17 protein-coding genes are annotated in these 19,187 nt (G+C 70.0%); 10 read left to right on the top strand and 7 right to left on the bottom strand.

Annotated elements, in window-relative coordinates:
- Positions 1–873 precede the first annotated feature (873 nt).
- Positions 874–1,326 (bottom strand): hypothetical protein, encoded by a 453-nt coding sequence (locus H610_RS0102870; protein WP_028238277.1) that lies wholly within the window; start codon positions 1,324–1,326, stop codon positions 874–876.
- Here H610_RS0102870 and H610_RS0102875 point away from each other — a divergent pair.
- The 3 genes from H610_RS0102875 to H610_RS0102885 all read left to right on the top strand — a co-directional run bounded on the left by H610_RS0102875 (position 1,325) and on the right by H610_RS0102885 (position 3,731).
- A complete protein-coding gene (locus H610_RS0102875; protein ID WP_028238278.1) occupies positions 1,325–1,831 on the top strand; it encodes a tRNA (cytidine(34)-2'-O)-methyltransferase in 507 nt (168 codons plus the stop codon). The genes H610_RS0102870 and H610_RS0102875 overlap by 2 nt on opposite strands.
- Before the next feature lie 642 nt (positions 1,832–2,473).
- Positions 2,474–3,295 (top strand): AraC family transcriptional regulator, encoded by an 822-nt coding sequence (locus H610_RS0102880; RefSeq protein WP_028238279.1) that lies wholly within the window; start codon positions 2,474–2,476, stop codon positions 3,293–3,295.
- Positions 3,296–3,413: 118 nt separating this feature from the next.
- On the top strand, positions 3,414–3,731 hold the full coding sequence (locus H610_RS0102885) for a DMT family transporter (protein ID WP_028238280.1): 318 nt from the start codon (positions 3,414–3,416) through the stop codon (positions 3,729–3,731).
- Positions 3,732–3,738: 7 nt separating this feature from the next.
- Here the strand turns inward: H610_RS0102885 and H610_RS0102890 are convergent, their stop codons facing one another.
- Positions 3,739–4,410 carry an HAD family hydrolase gene (locus H610_RS0102890; protein ID WP_028238281.1) on the bottom strand — a complete coding sequence of 224 codons (672 nt, stop codon included), beginning with the start codon at positions 4,408–4,410 and terminating at the stop codon, positions 3,739–3,741.
- Positions 4,411–4,598: 188 nt separating this feature from the next.
- Between H610_RS0102890 and H610_RS0102895 the strand changes: the two genes are divergently transcribed.
- From H610_RS0102895 to H610_RS25660, 5 genes are all read left to right on the top strand, one after another.
- Positions 4,599–5,588: a bile acid:sodium symporter family protein gene (locus tag H610_RS0102895; RefSeq protein ID WP_028238282.1), complete on the top strand. Its 990-nt coding sequence runs from the start codon at positions 4,599–4,601 to the stop codon at positions 5,586–5,588.
- 14 nt (positions 5,589–5,602) lie between these two features.
- Positions 5,603–5,881 carry a hypothetical protein gene (locus H610_RS0102900; RefSeq protein ID WP_152529039.1) on the top strand — a complete coding sequence of 93 codons (279 nt, stop codon included), beginning with the start codon at positions 5,603–5,605 and terminating at the stop codon, positions 5,879–5,881.
- A gap of 221 nt (positions 5,882–6,102) precedes the next feature.
- A complete protein-coding gene (gene fdhF / locus H610_RS0102905; RefSeq protein WP_028238284.1) occupies positions 6,103–9,063 on the top strand; it encodes a formate dehydrogenase subunit alpha in 2,961 nt (986 codons plus the stop codon).
- Positions 9,063–9,545, top strand: a complete 483-nt coding sequence (locus tag H610_RS0102910; protein ID WP_028238285.1) for a DUF1641 domain-containing protein — start codon at positions 9,063–9,065, stop codon at positions 9,543–9,545. The genes fdhF and H610_RS0102910 overlap by 1 nt, the downstream gene beginning before the upstream one ends.
- A gap of 531 nt (positions 9,546–10,076) precedes the next feature.
- On the top strand, positions 10,077–10,229 hold the full coding sequence (locus tag H610_RS25660; RefSeq protein WP_161630452.1) for a hypothetical protein: 153 nt from the start codon (positions 10,077–10,079) through the stop codon (positions 10,227–10,229).
- Positions 10,230–10,380: 151 nt separating this feature from the next.
- On the opposite strand, the gene H610_RS23150 is transcribed toward H610_RS25660, so the two are convergent.
- From H610_RS23150 to H610_RS0102930, 3 genes are all read right to left on the bottom strand, one after another.
- Complete coding sequence (locus tag H610_RS23150) at positions 10,381–11,406, bottom strand: L-dopachrome tautomerase-related protein (protein WP_043237464.1); 1,026 nt, start codon at positions 11,404–11,406, stop codon at positions 10,381–10,383.
- A gap of 214 nt (positions 11,407–11,620) precedes the next feature.
- Positions 11,621–12,394 (bottom strand): SDR family oxidoreductase, encoded by a 774-nt coding sequence (locus H610_RS0102925; RefSeq protein WP_028238286.1) that lies wholly within the window; start codon positions 12,392–12,394, stop codon positions 11,621–11,623.
- Positions 12,395–12,491: 97 nt separating this feature from the next.
- Positions 12,492–13,154: a dienelactone hydrolase family protein gene (locus tag H610_RS0102930; protein ID WP_028238287.1), complete on the bottom strand. Its 663-nt coding sequence runs from the start codon at positions 13,152–13,154 to the stop codon at positions 12,492–12,494.
- A gap of 131 nt (positions 13,155–13,285) precedes the next feature.
- Here H610_RS0102930 and H610_RS26100 point away from each other — a divergent pair, with 131 nt between their 5' ends.
- Positions 13,286–14,356, top strand: a complete 1,071-nt coding sequence (locus tag H610_RS26100) for a phosphoribosyltransferase (protein WP_330216808.1) — start codon at positions 13,286–13,288, stop codon at positions 14,354–14,356.
- A 185-nt stretch (positions 14,357–14,541) separates the two neighbouring features.
- Here the strand turns inward: H610_RS26100 and grxB are convergent, their stop codons facing one another.
- Positions 14,542–15,186, bottom strand: coding sequence for a glutaredoxin 2 (gene grxB / locus H610_RS0102940; protein ID WP_028238289.1), 645 nt, complete (start codon positions 15,184–15,186; stop codon positions 14,542–14,544).
- 177 nt (positions 15,187–15,363) lie between these two features.
- Between grxB and H610_RS0102945 the strand changes: the two genes are divergently transcribed.
- Positions 15,364–16,839 carry an FAD-dependent oxidoreductase gene (locus H610_RS0102945; protein WP_028238290.1) on the top strand — a complete coding sequence of 492 codons (1,476 nt, stop codon included), beginning with the start codon at positions 15,364–15,366 and terminating at the stop codon, positions 16,837–16,839.
- 9 nt (positions 16,840–16,848) lie between these two features.
- On the opposite strand, the gene H610_RS0102950 is transcribed toward H610_RS0102945, so the two are convergent.
- Positions 16,849–18,999 (bottom strand): FAD-dependent oxidoreductase, encoded by a 2,151-nt coding sequence (locus H610_RS0102950; RefSeq protein ID WP_028238291.1) that lies wholly within the window; start codon positions 18,997–18,999, stop codon positions 16,849–16,851.
- Between the last annotated feature and the right edge of the window lie 188 nt (positions 19,000–19,187).

Here is a 19,187-nt window from a genome sequence, read left to right on the forward strand (position 1 = left end):
TGATCGGCCACCTGTGCGCCGACACGCCCCGCCGCCACGACCACAGGTAGACGCCGCCACCTCCCATCGCCGGCCCAGTCCGGCCAGGAACACCCCGGATCGTAGGAGCGAGCTTGCTCGAGAATGAACTCGACGTCCCCTCGCCCCTACGGACTCGCGGGCGGCCGGCAGGCCCTGCACAGGATCGCCGCCAGGGGGCGCCTCCCACAGGATGATCCGCACTCCGCGCATGCAACCTGCCTCGGCGGCGGCTGGGCGAGCGATGCACCGGCATCATATTCCAGCGGGTGCACCGACTCAGATCCCCGTCGCCCCGGCGAAGGCCGGGGCCCAGCTGGCTTGCACGAGGCCTAGCGCTATGCCTGAAAAGATGGCGTTAACCCATTCGCGAGCAAGCTCGCGCCTACAAGCGCGCGGGCGGCCGGCAGGCCCTGCACAGGATCGCCGCCAGGGGGCGCCTCCCACAGGATGACCCGCACGCCGCGCATGGAACCTGCCCTCGGCAGGCGACTGGGCGAGCGATGCACCGGCATGAAATTCCAGCGGGTGCACCGACTCAGATCCCCGTCGCCCCGGCGCAGGCCTGGGCCCAGTTGGCTTGCACGAGGTCTAGCGCTATGCCTGAAAAGATGGCGTTAACCCATTCGCGAGCAAGCTCGCGCCTACAAGCGCGCGGGCGGGCGGCCGGCAGGCCCTGCACAGGATCGCCGCCAGGGGGCGCCTCCCACAGGATGACCCGCACTCCGCGCATGCAACCTGCCTCGGTGGCGGCTGGGCGAGCGATGCATCCGCATGAAATTCCAGCGGGTGCATCGACTCAGATCCCCGTCGCCCCGGCGCAGGCCGGGGCCAGCTGGCTTGTTTGCCCGAGGCTCAGGGCCGCGCCGTCTCCGCCCGCACCCGGAGCCACCAGTCGCCGTCACCCGTCCCCCCCCTCCAACGTCCACGCAGCGGCCGTGCCGCCACCAGGCTGAGCACCAGCCCCTCGTCGGTGTTCTGCAGCCGCCAGTTGGCCGGCTGGCCATCGATGCGGGTCTGCCCGCGCATCTGCTCGCCGCGCGCCTGCGCCTCGATCAGCACCGCGTAGCTGCCATCGCGATAGGCCTCGCGCAGGGCCGGTGCTCCGCTCAAGCGCAGGTCGACGCCGCCGGCCACCACCTCGACCCCCAGCAGCCGTACCGGCTCGGGCGCGGTCAGCCGGCCGATCATCAGGCCAACCAGGAGGCCCAGCAGCACCAGCGAACCGAAGAAGCGCCGGCGCATCCGCCGCCGCGCGGCTTCGGCGGCGTTAGAATGCCCGCCTTCGTTCGCCTCGGTACCCTGCATGTTTCACGTCATCCTGTTCCAGCCGGAGATCCCTCCGAACACCGGCAACATTATCAGGCTGTGCGCCAATACCGGCTGCCGGCTGCACCTGATCGAACCGCTGGGCTACGAACTGGACGACAAGCGTCTGCGCCGCGCCGGGCTTGACTACCACGAGTACGCGACCCTGCAACGGCATGTCGATCTGCCGAGCTGCCTCGCGCGGCTCGGCCTGCCGCTGCCGGGCCAGGAGCCGCCGGGCGCCGGGCCGCGGCTCTACGGCTTCACCACCAAGGGCTCGCAGCCCTTCCATGAAGTCCGCTATCAGGCGGGCGACGCCTTCCTGTTCGGACCGGAAAGCCGCGGACTGCCGGCTGACATCCGCGACGCACTGCCGCCCGCACAACGGGTACGCCTGCCAATGCAGCCGGAAAGCCGCAGCCTCAACCTGTCCAACACCGTGGCGGTAGCGGTCTACGAAGGCTGGCGACAGCTGGGGTTTCCGATGAAGGACCCACAGGGGTAACGGCCTGGCGGAGCTCCCTCATCCGGCCCTGCGGGCCACCTTCTCCCGAAGGGAGAAGGGAAAAAGCCTGCGGCCTCGATAGGCACCTGTAGGAGCAGGCTCTGCCTGCGACCAGGAACCCGCTCCGCGCGCCGGCACCGAGCTACTCCCTCTCCCTCGGGAGAGGGCCGGGGTGAGGGCCTGAAATACCGCACGGCCTCCGGCCCCCTCATCCGGCCCAGCGGGCCACCTTCTCCCGAAGGGAGAAGGGAAAAAGCCTGCGGCCTCGATAGGCACCTGTAGGAGCAGGCTCTGCCTGCGACCAGGAACCCGCTCCGCGCGCCGGCACCGAGCTACTCCCTCTCCCTCGGGAGAGGGCCGGGGTGAGGGCCTGAAATACCGCACGGCCTCCGGCCCCCTCATCCGGCCCTGCGGGCCACCTTCTCCCGGAGGGAGAAGGGAAAAAGCTGAAGGCTGGGCACCTACCCCTATAGGAGCAGGCTCTGCCTGCGACCACCACCTCGGTGGGGTCTTGACCGCGAACGAGCCGCCAGCTCCGGGCGATTGTCTGATTCAGTGACCAGGCCCTACCCGGCCTCCGGCTGACAGCCACCCCGCCTTCACGTACCGTGTGCCTCACAAGACTCGCCCACGAGCTGCAACATGGCTGCCCTGCCGACCGAAACCCGCATTCTTCAGCGCCTGGACGAACTCCAGCACCTGCCTCGCCCGGTCTATGGCCGTGCCGACACCCTGCCTAACATTCCGCTCGGCTATCGCCATCGGCATCCCTGGGGCCAGCTCGCCTATGCCGTTCGCGGGGTGCTCGAGGTGCGCACCGACGGCGGTCTGTTCGTGATCCCGCCGCAGCGCGCCGTGTGGATTCCGGCCAATACCTACCACCGCGTGTTCTGCCCGCCGGATACCTGCATCCGTAGCCTGTACATCGACCAGGCCCTCGCCATCCGCGAGGGCAGCCGCTGCAGGGTGCTGGGCATCAGCCCGCTGCTGCGCGAGCTGATTCGCGCCTTCAGCGAATTGCCGGTCCTCTATCGCCTGGACGGCCCCGACGGTCGGCTGGTGGAGGTGATGCTGGATCAGCTGCGCGCGGCGGCCGAGGAGGAGCTGATGCTACCGCTGCCGGCCGACCCGCGCCTGCGCCGCATCTGCCGGCGGCTGCAGGCGCACCCGGACGACCGCACCAGCCTCGGCGATTGGAGCCGGCGCATCGGCGTGTCGGAGAAGACCCTGAGCCGGCTGTTCCAGCGCGACACCGGGCTGACCTTCCGCACCTGGCGCCAGCGCATGCGCCTGCTCAGCGCCTGGCCGGCGCTGGAGGGCGGCGAGCGGATCACCGACATCGCGTTGGGCTGCGGCTACGACTCGCTCTCGGCGTTCATCGCCGCCTTCCGCAGCCACTTCGGCAGCCCGCCGGGCGATTTCCTGCGGCCCCGGCGGCGAACCGCCGAGGAAGACGCCGGCTGACCCACATCTCGCCGCCCAGAATTGCACCAGCTTGGTGCAAGTGCTAGATTCGGCCGCGCGTGGACGACCTCGCCATCCGTTCGATCAGCAGGGACGACCCTGCCAGAGGAGGTGACCTGTGGCCTGGTTCGTTCTTGCGCTCGCCGGCCTGCTGGAAATCGGTTGGGCGATCGGCCTGAAGTACACGGACGGCTTCACCCGACCGCTCCCCACTGCCCTGACCCTCGCCCTGGCGCTCGCCAGCTTCGTGCTGCTGGGCCTGGCCGTGCGCGTGCTGCCGGTGGGCACGGCCTACGCGATCTGGACCGCGATCGGCACCGTCGGCACGGTCGCGCTCGGCATCCTGGTGTTCGGCGAGCCGCTGGGCGGCGCGCGCCTGCTGTGCGTCGGCCTGATCGTCGCCGGCGTGGTCGGGCTGAAGACGCTCTCGCCCTGAGCGCCGGTCAGCCCTGCTGCACGGCCGGGCGCTCGCCGCAGAGCCGCATCTGCAGGTCGGCGACCGACTCGAACAGGTACGCCGGCGCCTCCCGCTCCAGCTCCTCGCGGCTGCCGTAGCCGTACAGCACGCCGCCCGCGGCGACGCCGTTGGCGCGGGCGCCGATGAGGTCGTGGCGGCGGTCGCCGATCATCAGGCAATCCTCGGCGCGCAGGCCCTCGATGGCCAGCAGGTGGCCGATCAGTTCGGACTTGTCGGTGCGCACGCCGTCCAGCTCGCTGCCGTAGATCGCCTGGAAATAGCCGGTCATATCGAAATGGCGGCTGATCTCGTTGGCGAACACCCACGGCTTGGAGGTGGCCATGTAGAGCTTCAGGCCGCACTCGACGAGCGCCTGCAGCAGCGCGTGGATGCCGGGATAGGGAACGTTCTCGTACAGGCCCTCGGCGCGGAAGCGCACGCGGTAGTGCTCCACCGCCTGCCAGGCTTCGGCCTCGTCGAAGCCGTACTCGCTCATGAAGACGCCGTGCAGCGGCGGGCCGATGAAGTGCACCAGGGTGTCCGGGTCCGGCTCGTGGATGCCCATCTGCGCCAGTGCGTATTGGATCGAGCGGGTGATGCCGACCTTCGGGTCGGTCAGGGTGCCGTCCAGGTCGAACAGCACGTGGGTCCATTGCATCGGAAGGCTTTCTCTGTGGAGGTCAGGGCGGGCGGCCAGGGTAGCGGACGGCCCGCCGCTGCGCCATGGCGGCCCGCAGCGGAAGCGGCCGATGTCCGTTCGGCGACAGCCAGATGGGAATCGGCGCTAGTCAGTCTCCGGAAGGCGCCTTATGGTCTTGCCCCAAAATGGTTCGAGATCGCACCGATATGAAGCACCTGCGAACGCTGTTCGATAACTTCACCCTGGCGCTGCTGGCGGTGATGGCGCTGGCCACCGTGCTGCCCTGCGAGGGCCGCGGCGCGGCGTTTTTCGACGGGCTCACCCATGCCGCCATCGCCCTGCTGTTCTTCCTGCACGGCGCGCGGCTGTCGCGCGAGGCGGTCATCGCCGGCGCCGGCCACTGGCGCCTGCACCTGCTGGTGTTCGCCTGCACCTTCGTCCTTTTCCCGCTGCTCGGCCTGGCGCTCGAGCCGCTGGTCGTACCGCTGGTGGGCGCCGAGCTCGCCGTCGGCGTGCTGTTCCTCTGCACCCTGCCGGCCACGGTGCAGTCGGCCATCGCCTTCACTGCGCTGGCGCGCGGCAACGTGCCGGCGGCGGTGTGCAGCGCGGCGGCCTCCAGCCTGCTCGGGGTGTTCGTCACCCCGCTGCTGGTGCTCGCCCTGCTCGGCCGCAGCGGCGACGGCGGCTCCAGCCTGGAGGCGGTCGGCCAGATCCTCGTGCAGCTGCTGCTGCCCTTCGTCCTCGGGCAACTGGCGCGCCCGTACCTGGGCGGCTGGGTCGCGCGCAACGGCGCCTGGCTGAAGAAGGTCGACCAGGGCTCGATCCTGCTGGTGGTCTACACCGCGTTCAGCGGCGCGGTGGTCGGCGGGCTCTGGCAGACGGTGCCGCCGCAGCGGCTGGTGCTGCTGACGCTGGTCTGCTGCCTGCTGTTGGCGCTGATCCTCGGCTGCACGCACCTGCTGGGGCGCTGGCTCGGCTTCGAGGTCGAGGACCGCATCACCCTGCTGTTCGCCGGCTCGAAGAAGAGCATGGCCACCGGCGTGCCGATGGCCCAGGTGCTGTTCGCCGGGGGCATGGTCGGCACCGTGCTCCTGCCGCTGATGATCTTCCACCAGATCCAGCTGATGGTCTGCGCGGTGCTCGCCCAGCGCTACGCGCAGCGCGACGAGCCCGCCGCCGGGCCGGCGCTGCCGTGAGCGGGGCCGCGGCCGTGGCCCGGTTCAACGAGCGCCGCTACCTCCACGAGGAAGTGGCGATCGTGCTGCGCCATCTCTATGGCATCGACACGAGCGCCGCGCCGCATGCCGGCTGGGAGGCCAGGATCGCGCGCGCCTGGCAGCGGGCGCAGGGCATCGACGCCACCGCCAGGCTGGTCGCCCAGGAACAGCTGGGCCTGCTCGTCCGGCAGGGCCTCGCGCATGACGCATCGGCCCTGCGCCGGCGGCTGCGGCACGACGGCGGGTCGCCAAGGCGCCAGGGCAAGACCTAGCCACAGGCGCCACCCGCCGATCCAGCCCGGGAGAAATCCTTACAAAGGCAGGGGGAACGTTTTGCCGCGGCCGTCAGTCCCCTTAGGACAACGAGCCGCCGGCCCTGCCCACCACGACGAGAACGCCGGCCGCCAGGAATGCATCCGCCGGACCGTGCCGGCACCCAGGCCAGGGACATGCCGCCCCCGCTCCCCTTCCGATGACGAAAGACGGAGGCCTGATGACCGACTGCACGATCCACTTCGACGGCAGGGCCCTCACCGGCAAGGCCGACCTGCCGCTGATCGATTTCCTCGCCCGCCACGACATCCACCTGCCGCACGTCTGCTACCACCGCGCGCTAGGCCCGCTGCAGACCTGCGATGTCTGCTGGGTCGAGGTGGACGGCGAGCTGGTGCGCGGCTGCACGCTCAAGGCCCGTCCGGGGCTGAAGGTCACCAGCCAGGTGGAGCCGGCCCGCGCCGCACGCGAGGAGGGCATGGACCGGCTGCTGGCCAAGCACGAGCTGTACTGCACGCTGTGCGAGCACAACACCGGCGACTGCACGCTGCACAACACCTTCGCCGACATGCACCTGCCGATCCAGCGCTACGAGTTCCAGCGCAAGCCCTACGAGAAGGACCAGTCCAACCCCTTCTATACCTACGATCCGGACCAGTGCATCCTCTGCGGCCGCTGCGTCGAGGCCTGCCAGAACGTCGAGGTCAACGAGACGCTGTCGATCGACTTCACCATGGAGCGCCCGCGCGTGCTCTGGGACGGCGGCAAGCCGATCGACGAATCGAGCTGCGTCAGCTGCGGCCATTGCGTCACCGTCTGCCCGTGCAACGCGCTGCTGGAAAAGACCATGCAGCCCGACGCCGGGCCGCTCACCGCGCTGCCGCAGGACCTCAAGCGGCCGCTGATCGACATCGCCAAGAAGCTCGAACGCACCATAGGCGCGCCGCCGATCACCGCCATCTCGAAGATGGACATGCACTGGCGGCAGCCGGAGATCAGGCGCACCAAGACCGTGTGCACCTACTGCGGGGTCGGCTGCTCGTTCGAGATGTGGACCCGCGGCCGGCATATCCTCAAGGTGCAGCCGGTGGTGGATGCGCCGGCCAACGGCATCTCCACCTGCATCAAGGGCAAGTTCGCCTGGGACTTCGTCAACGATCCCAAGCGCCTGACCACCCCGCTGATCCGCGAGAACGGCCGCTTCCGCGAGGCCGGCTGGGACGAGGCTCTGGAACTGGTGGCACGGCGCCTGCTGCAGATCCGCGACACCCACGGGCCGGACGCCATCGGCTTCATCGGCTCGAGCAAGGCGAGCAACGAGGAGGCCTACCTCACCCAGAAGATCGCCCGCGCGATCATCGGAACCCACAGCGTCGACAACTCCTCGCGCTACTGCCAGAACCCGGCCACCGAGGGGCTGTTCCGCACCGTGGGCTACGGCGGCGACGCCGGCACCATCGCCGACATTGCCGCGGCCGAGCTGGTGGTGATCGTCGGCAGCAACCTGTCGGAGAACCACCCGGTGATCGCCTCGAAGATCAAGGCGGCGAAGAAGCTGCGTGGGCAGAAGCTGCTGGTGGTCGACCCGCGCCGGCACGAGATGGCCGAGCGCGCCGACCTCTACCTGCGCCCGCGCGCCAGCACCGACCTGGTGTGGGCCTCGGCGCTGTCGCGCTACATGTTCGAGCACGGCCATGCCAACCTGGAATTCCTCGCCGGCCAGGTCGACGGCGTCGAGCAATACCGCCGATCGCTCGAGCCCTTCACCCTGGAGTTCGCCGCCGAGGTCACCGGCATCCCCCGCGAGCGGTTGATCGAGGCGGGCGAGATGATCGGCCGGGCCAGAAGCGTCTGCCTGCTCTGGGCCATGGGCATCACCCAGCACAGCCACGGCGCCGACACCAGCACGGCGCTGTCCAACCTGCTGCTGGTCACCGGCAACTACGGCCGGCCCGGCACCGGCGGCTATCCCATGCGCGGGCACAACAACGTGCAGGGCGCCAGCGACTTCGGCTGCCTGAAGAACATGTATCCCGGCTACGAGAAGGTCACCGAAGAGAAGCATCGCGACAAGTGGGCCCGGGCCTGGGGCGTGCCGGCGGACCGCCTGCCGCTGGAAGCCGGCCGGGACAACTTCACCATGGTCCAGGGCGCCGACGAGGGCGCGGTCAAGGCCATGTACATCATCGGCGAGGAAACCGCCTTCTCCGACTCCAACACCACCAACGTGCACAGCGGCTTCGAGAAGCTGGAATTCATGGTGGTGCAGGACATCTTCATGAGCCGCACCGCCGAGTTCGCCGACGTGGTGCTGCCGGCCTGCCCCTCGGTGGAAAAGGACGGTACCTTCGTCAACACCGAGCGGCGCATCCAGCGCTTCCATCAGGTGCTGCCGCCGCTGGGGAACAGCCGGCCGGACTGGCGAATCCTCACCGAGCTGGCCGCGCGCATGGGCCACGACTGGGGCTACACGCACCCCTCGCAGGTCATGGACGAAGTGGCCGGCATCGCCACTATTTTCAAGGGTGTGAGCTACGAGCGGCTGGAAGGCTGGCAATCGCTGCTCTGGCCGATGAACGCCGACGGCAGCGACACCCCGCTGCTCTATACCCGGGGCTTCCACACCGAGAACGGCCGGGCGGTGCTCTACCCGCTGCAGTGGAAGGCGCCGGACGAGGACACCGACGGCGAGTACGACCTGATGCTCGACAACGGGCGCATGCTCGAGCAGTTCCAGGGCGCCAACCAGACCGGGCGCGGCCCGCGGCTGTGGTCGCAGGCGCCGCACTGGTTCGTCGAGGTCAGCCCCGAGCTGGCTGCCGAGCGCGGCATCGAGGACGGCACCTGGCTGCGGATCGCCTCGCGGCGCGGTTCGGTCGAGGTGCGCGCGCTGGTCACCGAGCGCGTCGCCGGCAACACGCTGTTCATGCCGATCCACCAGGGCAAGCCCGGCATCAACCTGCTCACCGGCGAACACCACGACCCGGACGTCAATACGCCCGCCTACAAGGAAACCGCGGTCAGGCTCGAGGTACTCGGCCAGGGCCTGAACCCGCTGCCACGCAACAGCTTCCGTTACGGCGAGCGTACGCCCAACGAGGGCGTGCCGGTCGAAGTCAAGTGGTACAGCGACGACTACGTGGCCCCGCCGGCCGAAGCCCCGCACCCGGAGAGATTCTGATGGCCCAGCGACTGAACTACGAGGTCAAGCCGACGCCGATTGGCCCCAGCGCCCGCGAAGAGCTCGACACCCTGCTGGAAACCCTGCACCAGCGCGGCCTGCTGCGCTTCGCCAACGACCTGGCCGGGGCCAACGACCGCGTGCTCAAGGTGCTGGTGGACGGGCTGAACAAGGAGGGCTCGCTGAACGCGATCCAGAACCTGTCGATTCTCGGCATGGCACTGTCGCGCATCGAGCCGGCGCAGTTCTACAAGGTGGCATTCGCGCTGCGCGCGGCCTTCGATGCCCTCGGCGGCTACCAGCCCGACCGCAAGCACGACGAGGCGCCGGGCGTCACCGGCGCCTACCGGATGCTGCACGACGACGACCTCTGGGCGGCGCTGATGCCGCTGATCGAGGGCCTGAAGACCTTCGCCCGCGAGCTCGACACCGAGGTGGATAAGCCGATCACGGCCTTCAGCGGGAAGAAGACCGACCAGTAGGTCCTTTTGGGCAGGCGATGCCTGCCGTCGCCGCCAGGGGGCGCCTCCCACAAAAAAGCGCCGGGCCTGCCCGCTCCGTGGGAGGCCGACCTCGGGGCGATCGCTCTTCGGCAGGCGGTGTCCGCCGTCGCCGCCAGGGAGCGCCTCCCACAAAAAGCGCCGGGCCTGCCCGCTCCGTGGGAGGCCGACCTCGGGGCGATCGCTCTTCGGCAGGCGGTGCCCGCCGTCGCCGCCAGGGGGAGCCTCCCACAAAAAAGCGCCGGACCTGCCCGCTCTGTGGGAGGCCCGACCTCGGGGCGATCGCTCTTCGGCAGGCGGTGCCCGCCGTCGCCGCCAGGGGCGCCTCCCACAAAAGCGCCGGGCCTGCCCGCTCCGTGGGAGGCCGACCTCGGGGCGATCGCTTTTCGGGCACTGGCCCCACCCGTCCGGTGGTTCGAACTCCCGCGTCCGGGGGGCTTCGACATGAGGGCTACGGGCGGCCAGCCCGGCCGACCCGGTAGCTGCCCCAATCCAGCAAACGGGAGAAAGACCATGGCTGATCAGAAGAAAGGCGACATGAGCGTGCGCGAAGCAGGCCAGAAAGGCGGCCACAAGGGCGGCCAACGGGAGCGCGAACTGGTCGAGGAGGGCAAGCAGGCCGAACGCTCCGGCAAGTCCGGCCGGCAGGAGGACAAGCGGCGCTGAGCCGGACCCGCATGGCAGGGGCTTCGGCCCGTGCCATGCCATCCCGCCCAGCCGGCATGTCGGTTGGGTAGGTTGGGTTGAGCGCAGCGAAGCCCAACGAGCGTGCCCTTTCGCGGTCCCGACCGCTCCCGCACCAAGCGAAGCCCAGGCCTCAACCGGGCGGCTGGAAGCGGAACAGCGCGGTGCGCACCGCCGCCGGCGCGCCAGGCTTGAACCAATAGGTGTCCTGGATGTGCGAGGCGGTGACGTAGATCGCCCCGTCCGGCCCCTGGGAAAGGGTATCCGGCCAGCGCAGCCGCTCGTCCTGCACGACGATTTCCGTGCCGTTGCCGGACCAGCGCCTGACCGCATTGTCGCCCGGCGAGGTCAGGTAGAGCGTGTCGTCACGGGCGATCAGCAGGCCGTCGGCGACATGGGTGGTGCCGACCTTCTCCACCGCCGCCCGGCATTCGTCCTCGCCGACGTTGCGGCCCAGCCTGTCGGTGGGGATGCGGTACAGCGTGCGGCCGGTCAGTGCCTGCCAGTAGAGGGTCGCGCCGTCATTGGAAATGGCGATGCCGTCCGAGGCGAATATCGGCTGGCGGCCGTCCGGCCGGCGCAGCGGCGCGCCGTCGACCTCGACGATCACGTCCTGCTCGAGCTGGGTCGAGGGATGCCCGTCGAGCGCGCGGAAGCTCTGCCCGGTGTCCAGGTCGACGACGATGATCGCGCCCTTGCTGCCCGAGTCGGTGATGTAGCCGGTACGCCCGTCCGGACTCAGGCGGATGTCGTTGAGGTAGCTGCCCTGCAGGGCGACGTTCTCGGGGAAGGGGATCACCTTGGTGACCCGGTCGCTGCCCAGGTCGATGTGCACCAGCTTGGCCGCGCCCGGCATCACCCGCTCATTGCCCGGCGCGCCGGGGTCGAGCACCCAGAGCCCGCCGCGGGTGTCGGCGAGCAGCGCCTGCACGCAGACGAAGTGCTCGCCCATGGGCTTCTCGAAGGCCGTCTCGTTGCGCCAGGCGTTCCACGCCTCGTCCGGATAGGGCCTGAGCGTGCCGTCGGCCAAGCGCTCGGCGACCGATATCGGCGAATCCTCGGTCCAGCGCGGGAAGTTGACGAACACGCGGTCCTCCGGGGTTACCGCGATGCCGGTGACCTGGTGCTCGAATTCGGCGATCAGTTGCAGTCCGGTCATGTCGGTGTCCTCGTAGGGTGGAAAACCGCTATGCGTTTTTCGCCAGAGAGCTGCGCGGAAGGCCGGCAAAAAGCGGGTGGATAAGGCTGCGCCGTTGTCCACCCTACGCACGGGTTGGGCGTAGGGTGGAAAACCGCAACGCGTTTTCCACCAAGGGACTGCACGGCGAGCCGGCCAAAAACGATGGACAAGGAAGGCTGCGCCGTTGTCCACCCTACGCGCCCTGGCCCCAGTTCATCTCCAGCCCGCCGTCGATGACGAAGTCCTGGCCGGTGACGTAGTCGGCGTCGGGGCCCACCAGGTACAGCGCCAGCTCGGCGACCTCCTCCGGCTGGCCCGGGCGGTGCCAGGGAATGTGCGGCATCTCCTGCTCGCGCTGCTGCTGGTCATCGACCCGCTGCATGGTCATCGGCGTGCGGATCAGGCCGGGGGCGATGGCGTTGACGTTGATCTTCAGCGGCGCCAGTTCCATCGCCAGGCTGCGGGTCATCAGCAGCAGCCCGCCCTTGGCAGCGCCGTAGGCGACGTTGTTCGGACTGGGAATGGCGTCGTGCACCGAGGTGATGTTCAGCAGCTTGCCGCCGCCACCGGCGTCCTGGCGCCGACGCACGAATTCGCGGGCGCAGAGGAAGGGGCCGTAGAGGTCGGTCTTCACCACCCGGTCGAAATCTTCGTAGGTCAGCTCGGTGAAGGCCTTGCTCTTGCCGACGCCGGCGTCGTTGACGAGGATGTCGGGCGTGCCGAGCTGCTCGTCGACGGCGCGGAACAGCGCCTGCACGCTGGCCTCGTCGGTGACGTCGAGCTGGCACACCAGGCTGCGCGCGCCGGCCTGGCGCACGCGTTCGGCGGTGGCCTGCGCGCCGGCTTCGTCGGTATGCCAGGTGACCGCCACGTCCGCGCCCTCGCGCGCGAAGGCGGCCGCCATGGCCTGGCCCATGCCGGAATCCGAGCCGGTGATGATCGCGATCTTGCCGCTGAGCTTGCCCATGTGTACCTCCGGAAGAATGAATCGAAACAGGTAACGACTGGGACCGGCACCGGAGGCCGGCAGCGCTCGCCTTTCGTCGCGCACTGCAACGAACGGCTCAGCCCGCGCCTTTCAGATGGCGCCCGAACCAGTCGCGCGCCGCCTCGGCGGCGAGTTCCAGCGTGCCGGGCTCGTCGAACAGATGGGTGGCGCCGGGGATCACCGCCAGCGCCTGTTCGCAGCGCAGCCGGTCGCTGACCTCGCGGTTCAGGCGCAGCACCACCTCGTCCTCGGCCCCGACGATCTGCAGCGTCGGCGCGCGGACCTCGGCCAGCGCCTCGCCGGCCAGGTCGGTGCGTCCACCGCGCGAAACCACCGCCTGCACCCGCTCGGGCTTCTGCGCAGCAGCGATCAGCGCAGCCGCGGCACCGGTGCTGGCACCGAACAGGCCGATGCGCAAGCGGGCTGCGGCCGGCTGCGTACCAAGCCAGTCGATGACACCGCCCAGGCGCCGCGCCAGCAGAGGGATGTCGAAGCGCCAGGCACGGGTGACCACGTCCTCGCGGTGTTCCTCTTCGGTGAGCAGGTCGAACAGCAGCGTCGCCAGCCCGTGCTCGTTGAAATAGCGCGCCATCTGCTGGTTGCGCGGGCTGTGCCGGCTGCTGCCGCTGCCGTGGACGAAGACGACGATACCGGGGTCGTCCTGGCGAAGACACAGCTCGGCCCCGAGTTCGACGCCCTCGACCGGCAACCTCAGCGACTGGCTGGATGATGCGGACATGGCCTGCCTCCTCCGACGAACGCTCATGAGAAGTGACTGTTCGATGATCGGGGGCATTCCCCGGGTTTGACGGACGGTCGTTCGTAGCAGCCGTCGTACCAGGAAGGCCGGTAACCCAGCGGACTGCCGCCATGCATCCAACCGTCGTACCGGCGCAGGCCGGTACGCAGAAGGGCAATGCCCGAGGCATCGCCCTCCCCGTCGCCGGCGGGGAACATGCGTCGCCGGCGGCCGGTCTCCTGCTCATCGGGCGCCGGATCCTCGCGTCCGTGCGTCGGAGCGCCCTTCATGCATGCATCGCCAGAGAACGCCTGCAACAGTTCGCCCGCCAGCAGGCGATCGCCCCGCGCGAGGACATCGCCGCCGCGTTGCGCGAGTACGCCGAGCCGCTGCCGGCACTCGGCGACGAGGCGTTCGGCGCGCTTTTCGACCGCTACGGCGACGCCCGCAGTTCTGGGCCATGTACCACTGCCGGGCCGGCCGGCGAGCGATCACGAAGACGACACCTTTCCCTTCGGAGTCTGACCATGGACATCTCCCCCGCTTCCTCGCCCCTGTTCGCCGACCGCCGCGAAGCCGGCCAGGTGCTGGTCAAGGTGCTGCGGCCGATGCTCACGGAAACGCCGGTGGTGCTCGCCCTGCCGCGCGGCGGCGTGCCGGTGGCCTTCGAGATCGCCGAGGCGTTCCAGGCGCCGCTGGATCTGATCATGGTGCGCAAGATCGGGGCGCCCGGGCACGAGGAGTACGCGGTCGGCGCGGTGGTCGACGGCCCCAGCCCGCGCTGGGTGGTCGACCAGGATGCGCTGGACTACTTCGCCACGCCGCCCGGCTGGTTCGAGCAGGAGAAGGCGCGCCAGCTCGAGGAGATCGAGCGCCGACGCGCGAAATACTGCGCCGGGCGACCGCCGGTGCCGGTGGCCGGGCGCGAGGTGGTGGTGGTCGACGACGGCGTGGCCACCGGCAGCACCGCGCGCGTGGCGCTCATGGCGCTGGCCGATGCCGGGCCCAGCCGGCTGATCTTCGCCGCACCGGTCGGCGCGCCGGAGTCGCTGGCGCAACTGCGCCCACTGGCCGACGAGCTGGCCTGCCCGTTCGCCCCGGAGGGTTTTCGCGCGGTCGGCCGGCATTACCAGCGCTTCGACCAGACCAGCGACGAGGAGGTCATCGAGCTGCTGAACCGCGCCGATGCCTGGCGCGGCTGACGCCACGCAAGTTGGCAGGCTGTTGAAAACCACCTGCGTTGCCATCGCGGCGTTAAAAACAGGCCCGGGCGCGAGTCCGATCCAAATGCTCATTTACAACTCGTAAACTGCGCTTCTTCGCCTGCTTTTGCAGGGCCGCCACCGGCCTTGCGCAGCCTACCTCGCCGAGGTTTTTCAACGGCCAGTCAGAGGGCGCGGTCGAAGAAGGTGTCGAGCCCGCAGCGCTGCGCCAGGGTCACGGTGTAGGCACGCGCCTCCTCGGGCCACTGCACCGCCTTGACCACGCTCAGGCTGCGCAGCATGGGGAACAGCGTGACGTCGTCCCAGCGCGGGTGCTTGTGGGTCGGCGTCAGGTCGATGATCTGCGGCAGACGCTGCAGGTGCGCATCCACCTCGCGCGCCTTGGCCTCGGTATTGGCCAGGGCCTCGTCGAAGTCGCCGATGGTGTGGGTCTTCTTCTCGCGGAAGTGCTGGTAGGCCGAGGGGGTGGCGAATTCGGCCAGGCCGATGCGGGTCCAGCGCGGGTAGCCGAGGTACTGCAGGGTCGGCACGAAGGGCTCGAGCCATTCGTTCACGGCGGGGCTGTCGGGTTCGCGGATCAGCGGCTGGCCGTCCAGCCGGTCGAGGTAACGGGCGATCTCCATGCTGTCGGCCATGGGCGTGCCGTCGTCGAGCACCAGCACCGGGATCTGGTGCTTGCCGATCAGGCGGGCGATGGTCTGCTCGTCGTCGGCCGGCAGCACCTCCTGCGCGGCCTTGATTCCCTTGAGGTTCAGCAACATGCGCACGCGGGCGCTGAAGGGGCAGTGTTCGTAGTAGTAGAGCTTCATGGTCTGGCCTCCAGGCAGGGCTTACCGAGAGTGACCCGTGCAGGCGGCAGGGGTTTCGGGCGCCGGGCGGGGCACGGACCGGCGGAAATCGCCGCGCCCATTCGGGCCGTTGCGCCCGAACCCGGGTGGGTGCCGCCGTTCTACTGAGGCAGTCATCCCGTCAGCCGAGGAGGCATCATGGTCGCGTTATCCGCAACCCCCGACTGCTGCTGGACCGCCAGCGCCCCACGCAACGACTTTCCGCGCCTGACCGGCGTCAACGACTGCGACGTGGTGGTGGTCGGCGCCGGCATCGTCGGGCTGACCGCCGCCCTGACCCTGTGCGAGGCCGGCAAGTCCGTCGTGGTGCTGGAGGCCCGCGAGGTGGGCCGCCAGGTCACCGGCCGCTCGACGGCGAAGATCACCACCCAGCACGCGCTGATCTACCGGCACCTGATCGACACCTTCGGCCAGGACCTGGCGCAGTGCTACGCCGATGCCAACCGCGAGGCGGTGGAGAAGATCCGCCGCTGGATCGACGAACACCACATCGCCTGCGACTACCAGCGCCAGTCGGCCTACGCCTACGCCTGCACCGTGGAAGGGCGCTCGGCCATCGAGCGCGAGGCCGAGGCGGCCCGTTGCCTGGGCTTCCCGGCGCGGGTGCTGATGCGTGCGCCGCTGCCCTTCGCGACCACCGGCGCGCTGGAGTTTCCCGACCAGGCGCAGTTCAACCCGGCCAGCTACCTGGTGGGCCTGGCAGCCGCGGTGCAGGCCCGCCGGGGGCGCATCCACCAGCACACGCGGGCACAGAGCTTCGAGCACGGCGGGCGCTGGCAGGTCGGCTTCGAGGGCGGCACGGTCAGCGCCGACAAGGTCGTTGTCGCCACCCACATGCCGGTGCAGACGCCGGTCGACTACATCAGCCCCTCGCAGCCGCGCTGCCATGTGGCGATCGCCTTCCGCCCGCAGGAGGGCGCGCAGGTCGAAGGGATGTTCATCGCGGTTGACGAGCCGACCCACTCGATCCGCATGGGCCGCGACGCCGAGGGCCCGCTCATGGTGGTGCTCGGCCCGCGCTTCAACACCGGCCAGGACGGCGACGTGGCGCGGCGCTTCGTCGAGCTGGAAGCCTGGGCGCGCGACAACCTGCTGGTGACCGAGCCGGTCTGGCGCTGGTGCAACGAGGATTACGACACCGCGGACCGCATGGCCTACGTCGGCGAGCCGGACCCCGAGCAGGCGCCCGGCTACTTCGTCGCCACCGGTTTCAACGCCTGGGGCATCAGCAACGGGACTGCCGCCGGCCTGGGTATCGCCCGCCAGATCGTCACCGGCCGCCGCCCCTGGGCCTCGCTCTACGACCCCAGGCGGCCGATGCCGGACGACTTCAACCAGAGCGGCGACAGCCAGTCCCAGGTGGACGACCTGCAGGCGCTCGGCCTCGGCCAGGGCGGAGTGATCAGCCGCGGCGACGAGAAGATCGCCGTCTGGCGCGACGACGCCGGCACCCTGCATGCGGTCTCGGCCGCCTGCACGCACATGGGCTGCACGGTCACCTGGAACAATGCCGACCGCACCTGGGACTGCCCCTGCCACGGCTCGATCTTCCAGGCCGACGGCGACGTCATCCACGGCCCGGCGCGCGAGCCGCTGGCCAGGCGCGAAGTTTAGCTAGCGCCGTCAGCGCCGCCCGCCGCCGAGCCGCCAGCGGTGCAGGCGCTCGGCCCAGCGCAGGGCGCGCGCCGGGCGGCGCTGCTGGCGCCAGACGTCGGCCACCGCCCGGCTGGCCTCGCCCAGGGTGGCGCCGAGCTGCACGGTGTCGGCCAGCTTGTTCAGCCCGAGCTTGTGCTTCATCGCCACGACGAAGCCGGCCAGGGTCTCGCTGGCCTGCTCGCCGACGATGGTGACGCCGAGGATGCGGTCCCCGCCCTGTTCGATGAGCACCTTGACGAAGCCCTGGTCGGCGCCCTCGGCGATCGCCCCGGCCAGCGCCCCGAGGTCGAGCCGGATCACCTCGAATTCGACCCCCTGCGCCTTCGCCTCGACATCGGTCAGCCCGACCGTGGCCACTTCCGGGCTGGTGAACACCGCGCGCGGGATCACCCGCTCGCTCACCGCGAAGCGCTTGAATTCGCCGAACAGGGCATTGACCGCGGCGTACCAGGCCTGGTGCTCGGCCACGTGGGGCGCGCCGTAGGGGCCGGCCACGCTGCCCACCGCATAGATGTTCGGGTAGCGGGTCGACAGGTATTCGTCGACTTCCAGGGTGCCGTCGTCGGCGCAGCCCAGGCCCAGTGCGTCCAGGCCCAGCCCTTCGATGTCGGCGTTCTGCCCGAGCGCCAGCACCACCCGGTCGAACGCGAGCGCCGGCTCGCCCTCGTCGCCGTCACGGCAGACTAGCCGGTGCCCGCCCTCGCCGGGCTCGACGCGCAGCGGCGAGAGGCCGAGCCGCAGCTCGACGCCATCGGCACGCAGCGCGGCGGTCACCGCCTGGGCCGCTTCCGGATCCTCTTCCTCGAGCAGCGCCTCCCGCTCACTGACCAGCGTGACCCGGCAACCAAGGCGCTGGAAGGCCTGGGCGAACTCGCAGGCGCCGGCGCCGTTGCCGAGCACCAGCAGGCGCCCGGGGCGCTCGCGCAGGTCCCAGAGGTTGTCGCAGGTCAGCGGCTCGATGGCGTCGAGCCCGGGAATCGGCGGCACCCACGGGCGGCTGCCGGTGGCGATGACGATGGCGCGGGTGGTCAGGGTGCGACCGTCCACCTCGACCGTCCACGGCGAGCCGAGCCGGGCATGGGCCATGACCACCTCCACGCCCAGACGGGTGTAGTGCTCGGCCGAGACGCCGCCCATCGCCTGCTCGGCGAGACGCCGCACCTCGGTCATCACCTCGGCGAAGTCCGCCTCCCCGATCCGCTGCCCGTGCCCCAGCCGCTGGCCGTGGCGCAGCGCGTGGGCGAGGTTCGCCGAACGGCACAGCGCGCGCGCCGGCAGGCCACCCTCGTGCACCGCCACGCCACCCAGGCGCTGGCGTTCGACCAGGCTCACCCGCGCCTTCAGCGAGGCGGCGATGCGCGCCGTGGACAGCCCGCCGGTGCCGCCGCCGACCACCACCAGGTTGCGCTCGAAGCGTTTCGGCCGCTGCCAGCCGCGGTAGGCCTGGCGCGCCTTGTAAGAGGTCAGCAGGCGGGTCGCCAGCAGTGGGAACACCGCCAGCAGCACCAGGGTGCTGATCATGCCCGGCGAGAGGATGCCCGACAGCGAATCGATGCGTACCAGCTGGCGCCCGGCATTCACGTAGATGGCGTGGCCGGGCAGCATGCCCAGCTGGGTGGTCCACCAGAAGGTCCACAGGCCCACGCGCGTCAGCCCCAGCGCCGGGTTCAGCAGCACGAAGGGCACCAGCGGGATCAGCCGCAGCGAGATCAGGTAGAAGCTGCCGTCGCGCGCCAGGCCCTTGTTGATGCCGGTGATCTGCTTGCCGAAACGCCGCTGGATCCAGTCGCGCAGCATGAAGCGGCTGATCAGCATCGCCGCCACGGCGCCGATGTTGGAGGAGAAGGACACCAGCAGCGTGCCTTCCACCAGCCCGAACAGCGCCCCGGCCAGCAGGGTCAGCACCACGGTGCCGGGAAACGACAGCGCGGTGAGCAGCGCGTAGACCACGAAGAACACGCTGCGCGCCCACCAGGGATAGGCCTGCACCTGCGCGTGCAGGGCGCCGCTGTTGGCCTTGATCGATTCGAGGGTCAGGTACTGGCCGAGGTCGAAGGTGAAGAAGGCCGCCACCGCCGCGGCCAGCACGGCCAGGAGAATCAGCCGGGAGGCGTTCATTCGTGCGCGAACCGGCTCGGCCCAAGCGCGGGACGGTACGGGACGGGATGACGTCGGGTTCTACGGCTGGGGTGCATCGCGGGGCGGCTCTCATGCGGTTCAAGCGTTGGAGCCTGGAAGCGTGCCGGCGTTCCGACCGGACCGGTCGCCACCGGCGTTCAGTCTGGCCAGGCGCCCGGAAGCGACGG

Source organism: Stutzerimonas azotifigens DSM 17556 (genome assembly GCF_000425625.1).
Lineage (GTDB): Bacteria > Pseudomonadota > Gammaproteobacteria > Pseudomonadales > Pseudomonadaceae > Stutzerimonas > Stutzerimonas azotifigens.

Coding starts and splice junctions, on each gene's coding strand:
- H610_RS0102930 (WP_028238287.1), bottom strand. CDS start 13,154: ATGTCCGCATCATCCAGCCAGTCGCTGAGGTTGCCGGTCGAGGGCGTC.
- H610_RS0102945 (WP_028238290.1), top strand. CDS start 15,364: ATGGTCGCGTTATCCGCAACCCCCGACTGCTGCTGGACCGCCAGCGCC.
- H610_RS0102870 (WP_028238277.1), bottom strand. CDS start 1,326: ATGCAGGGTACCGAGGCGAACGAAGGCGGGCATTCTAACGCCGCCGAA.
- H610_RS0102890 (WP_028238281.1), bottom strand. CDS start 4,410: ATGCAATGGACCCACGTGCTGTTCGACCTGGACGGCACCCTGACCGAC.
- H610_RS0102910 (WP_028238285.1), top strand. CDS start 9,063: ATGGCCCAGCGACTGAACTACGAGGTCAAGCCGACGCCGATTGGCCCC.
- H610_RS26100 (WP_330216808.1), top strand. CDS start 13,286: ATGCATCCAACCGTCGTACCGGCGCAGGCCGGTACGCAGAAGGGCAAT.
- H610_RS0102925 (WP_028238286.1), bottom strand. CDS start 12,394: ATGGGCAAGCTCAGCGGCAAGATCGCGATCATCACCGGCTCGGATTCC.
- fdhF (WP_028238284.1), top strand. CDS start 6,103: ATGACCGACTGCACGATCCACTTCGACGGCAGGGCCCTCACCGGCAAG.
- H610_RS23150 (WP_043237464.1), bottom strand. CDS start 11,406: ATGACCGGACTGCAACTGATCGCCGAATTCGAGCACCAGGTCACCGGC.
- grxB (WP_028238289.1), bottom strand. CDS start 15,186: ATGAAGCTCTACTACTACGAACACTGCCCCTTCAGCGCCCGCGTGCGC.
- H610_RS0102895 (WP_028238282.1), top strand. CDS start 4,599: ATGAAGCACCTGCGAACGCTGTTCGATAACTTCACCCTGGCGCTGCTG.
- H610_RS25660 (WP_161630452.1), top strand. CDS start 10,077: ATGGCTGATCAGAAGAAAGGCGACATGAGCGTGCGCGAAGCAGGCCAG.
- H610_RS0102880 (WP_028238279.1), top strand. CDS start 2,474: ATGGCTGCCCTGCCGACCGAAACCCGCATTCTTCAGCGCCTGGACGAA.
- H610_RS0102950 (WP_028238291.1), bottom strand. CDS start 18,999: ATGAACGCCTCCCGGCTGATTCTCCTGGCCGTGCTGGCCGCGGCGGTG.
- H610_RS0102875 (WP_028238278.1), top strand. CDS start 1,325: ATGTTTCACGTCATCCTGTTCCAGCCGGAGATCCCTCCGAACACCGGC.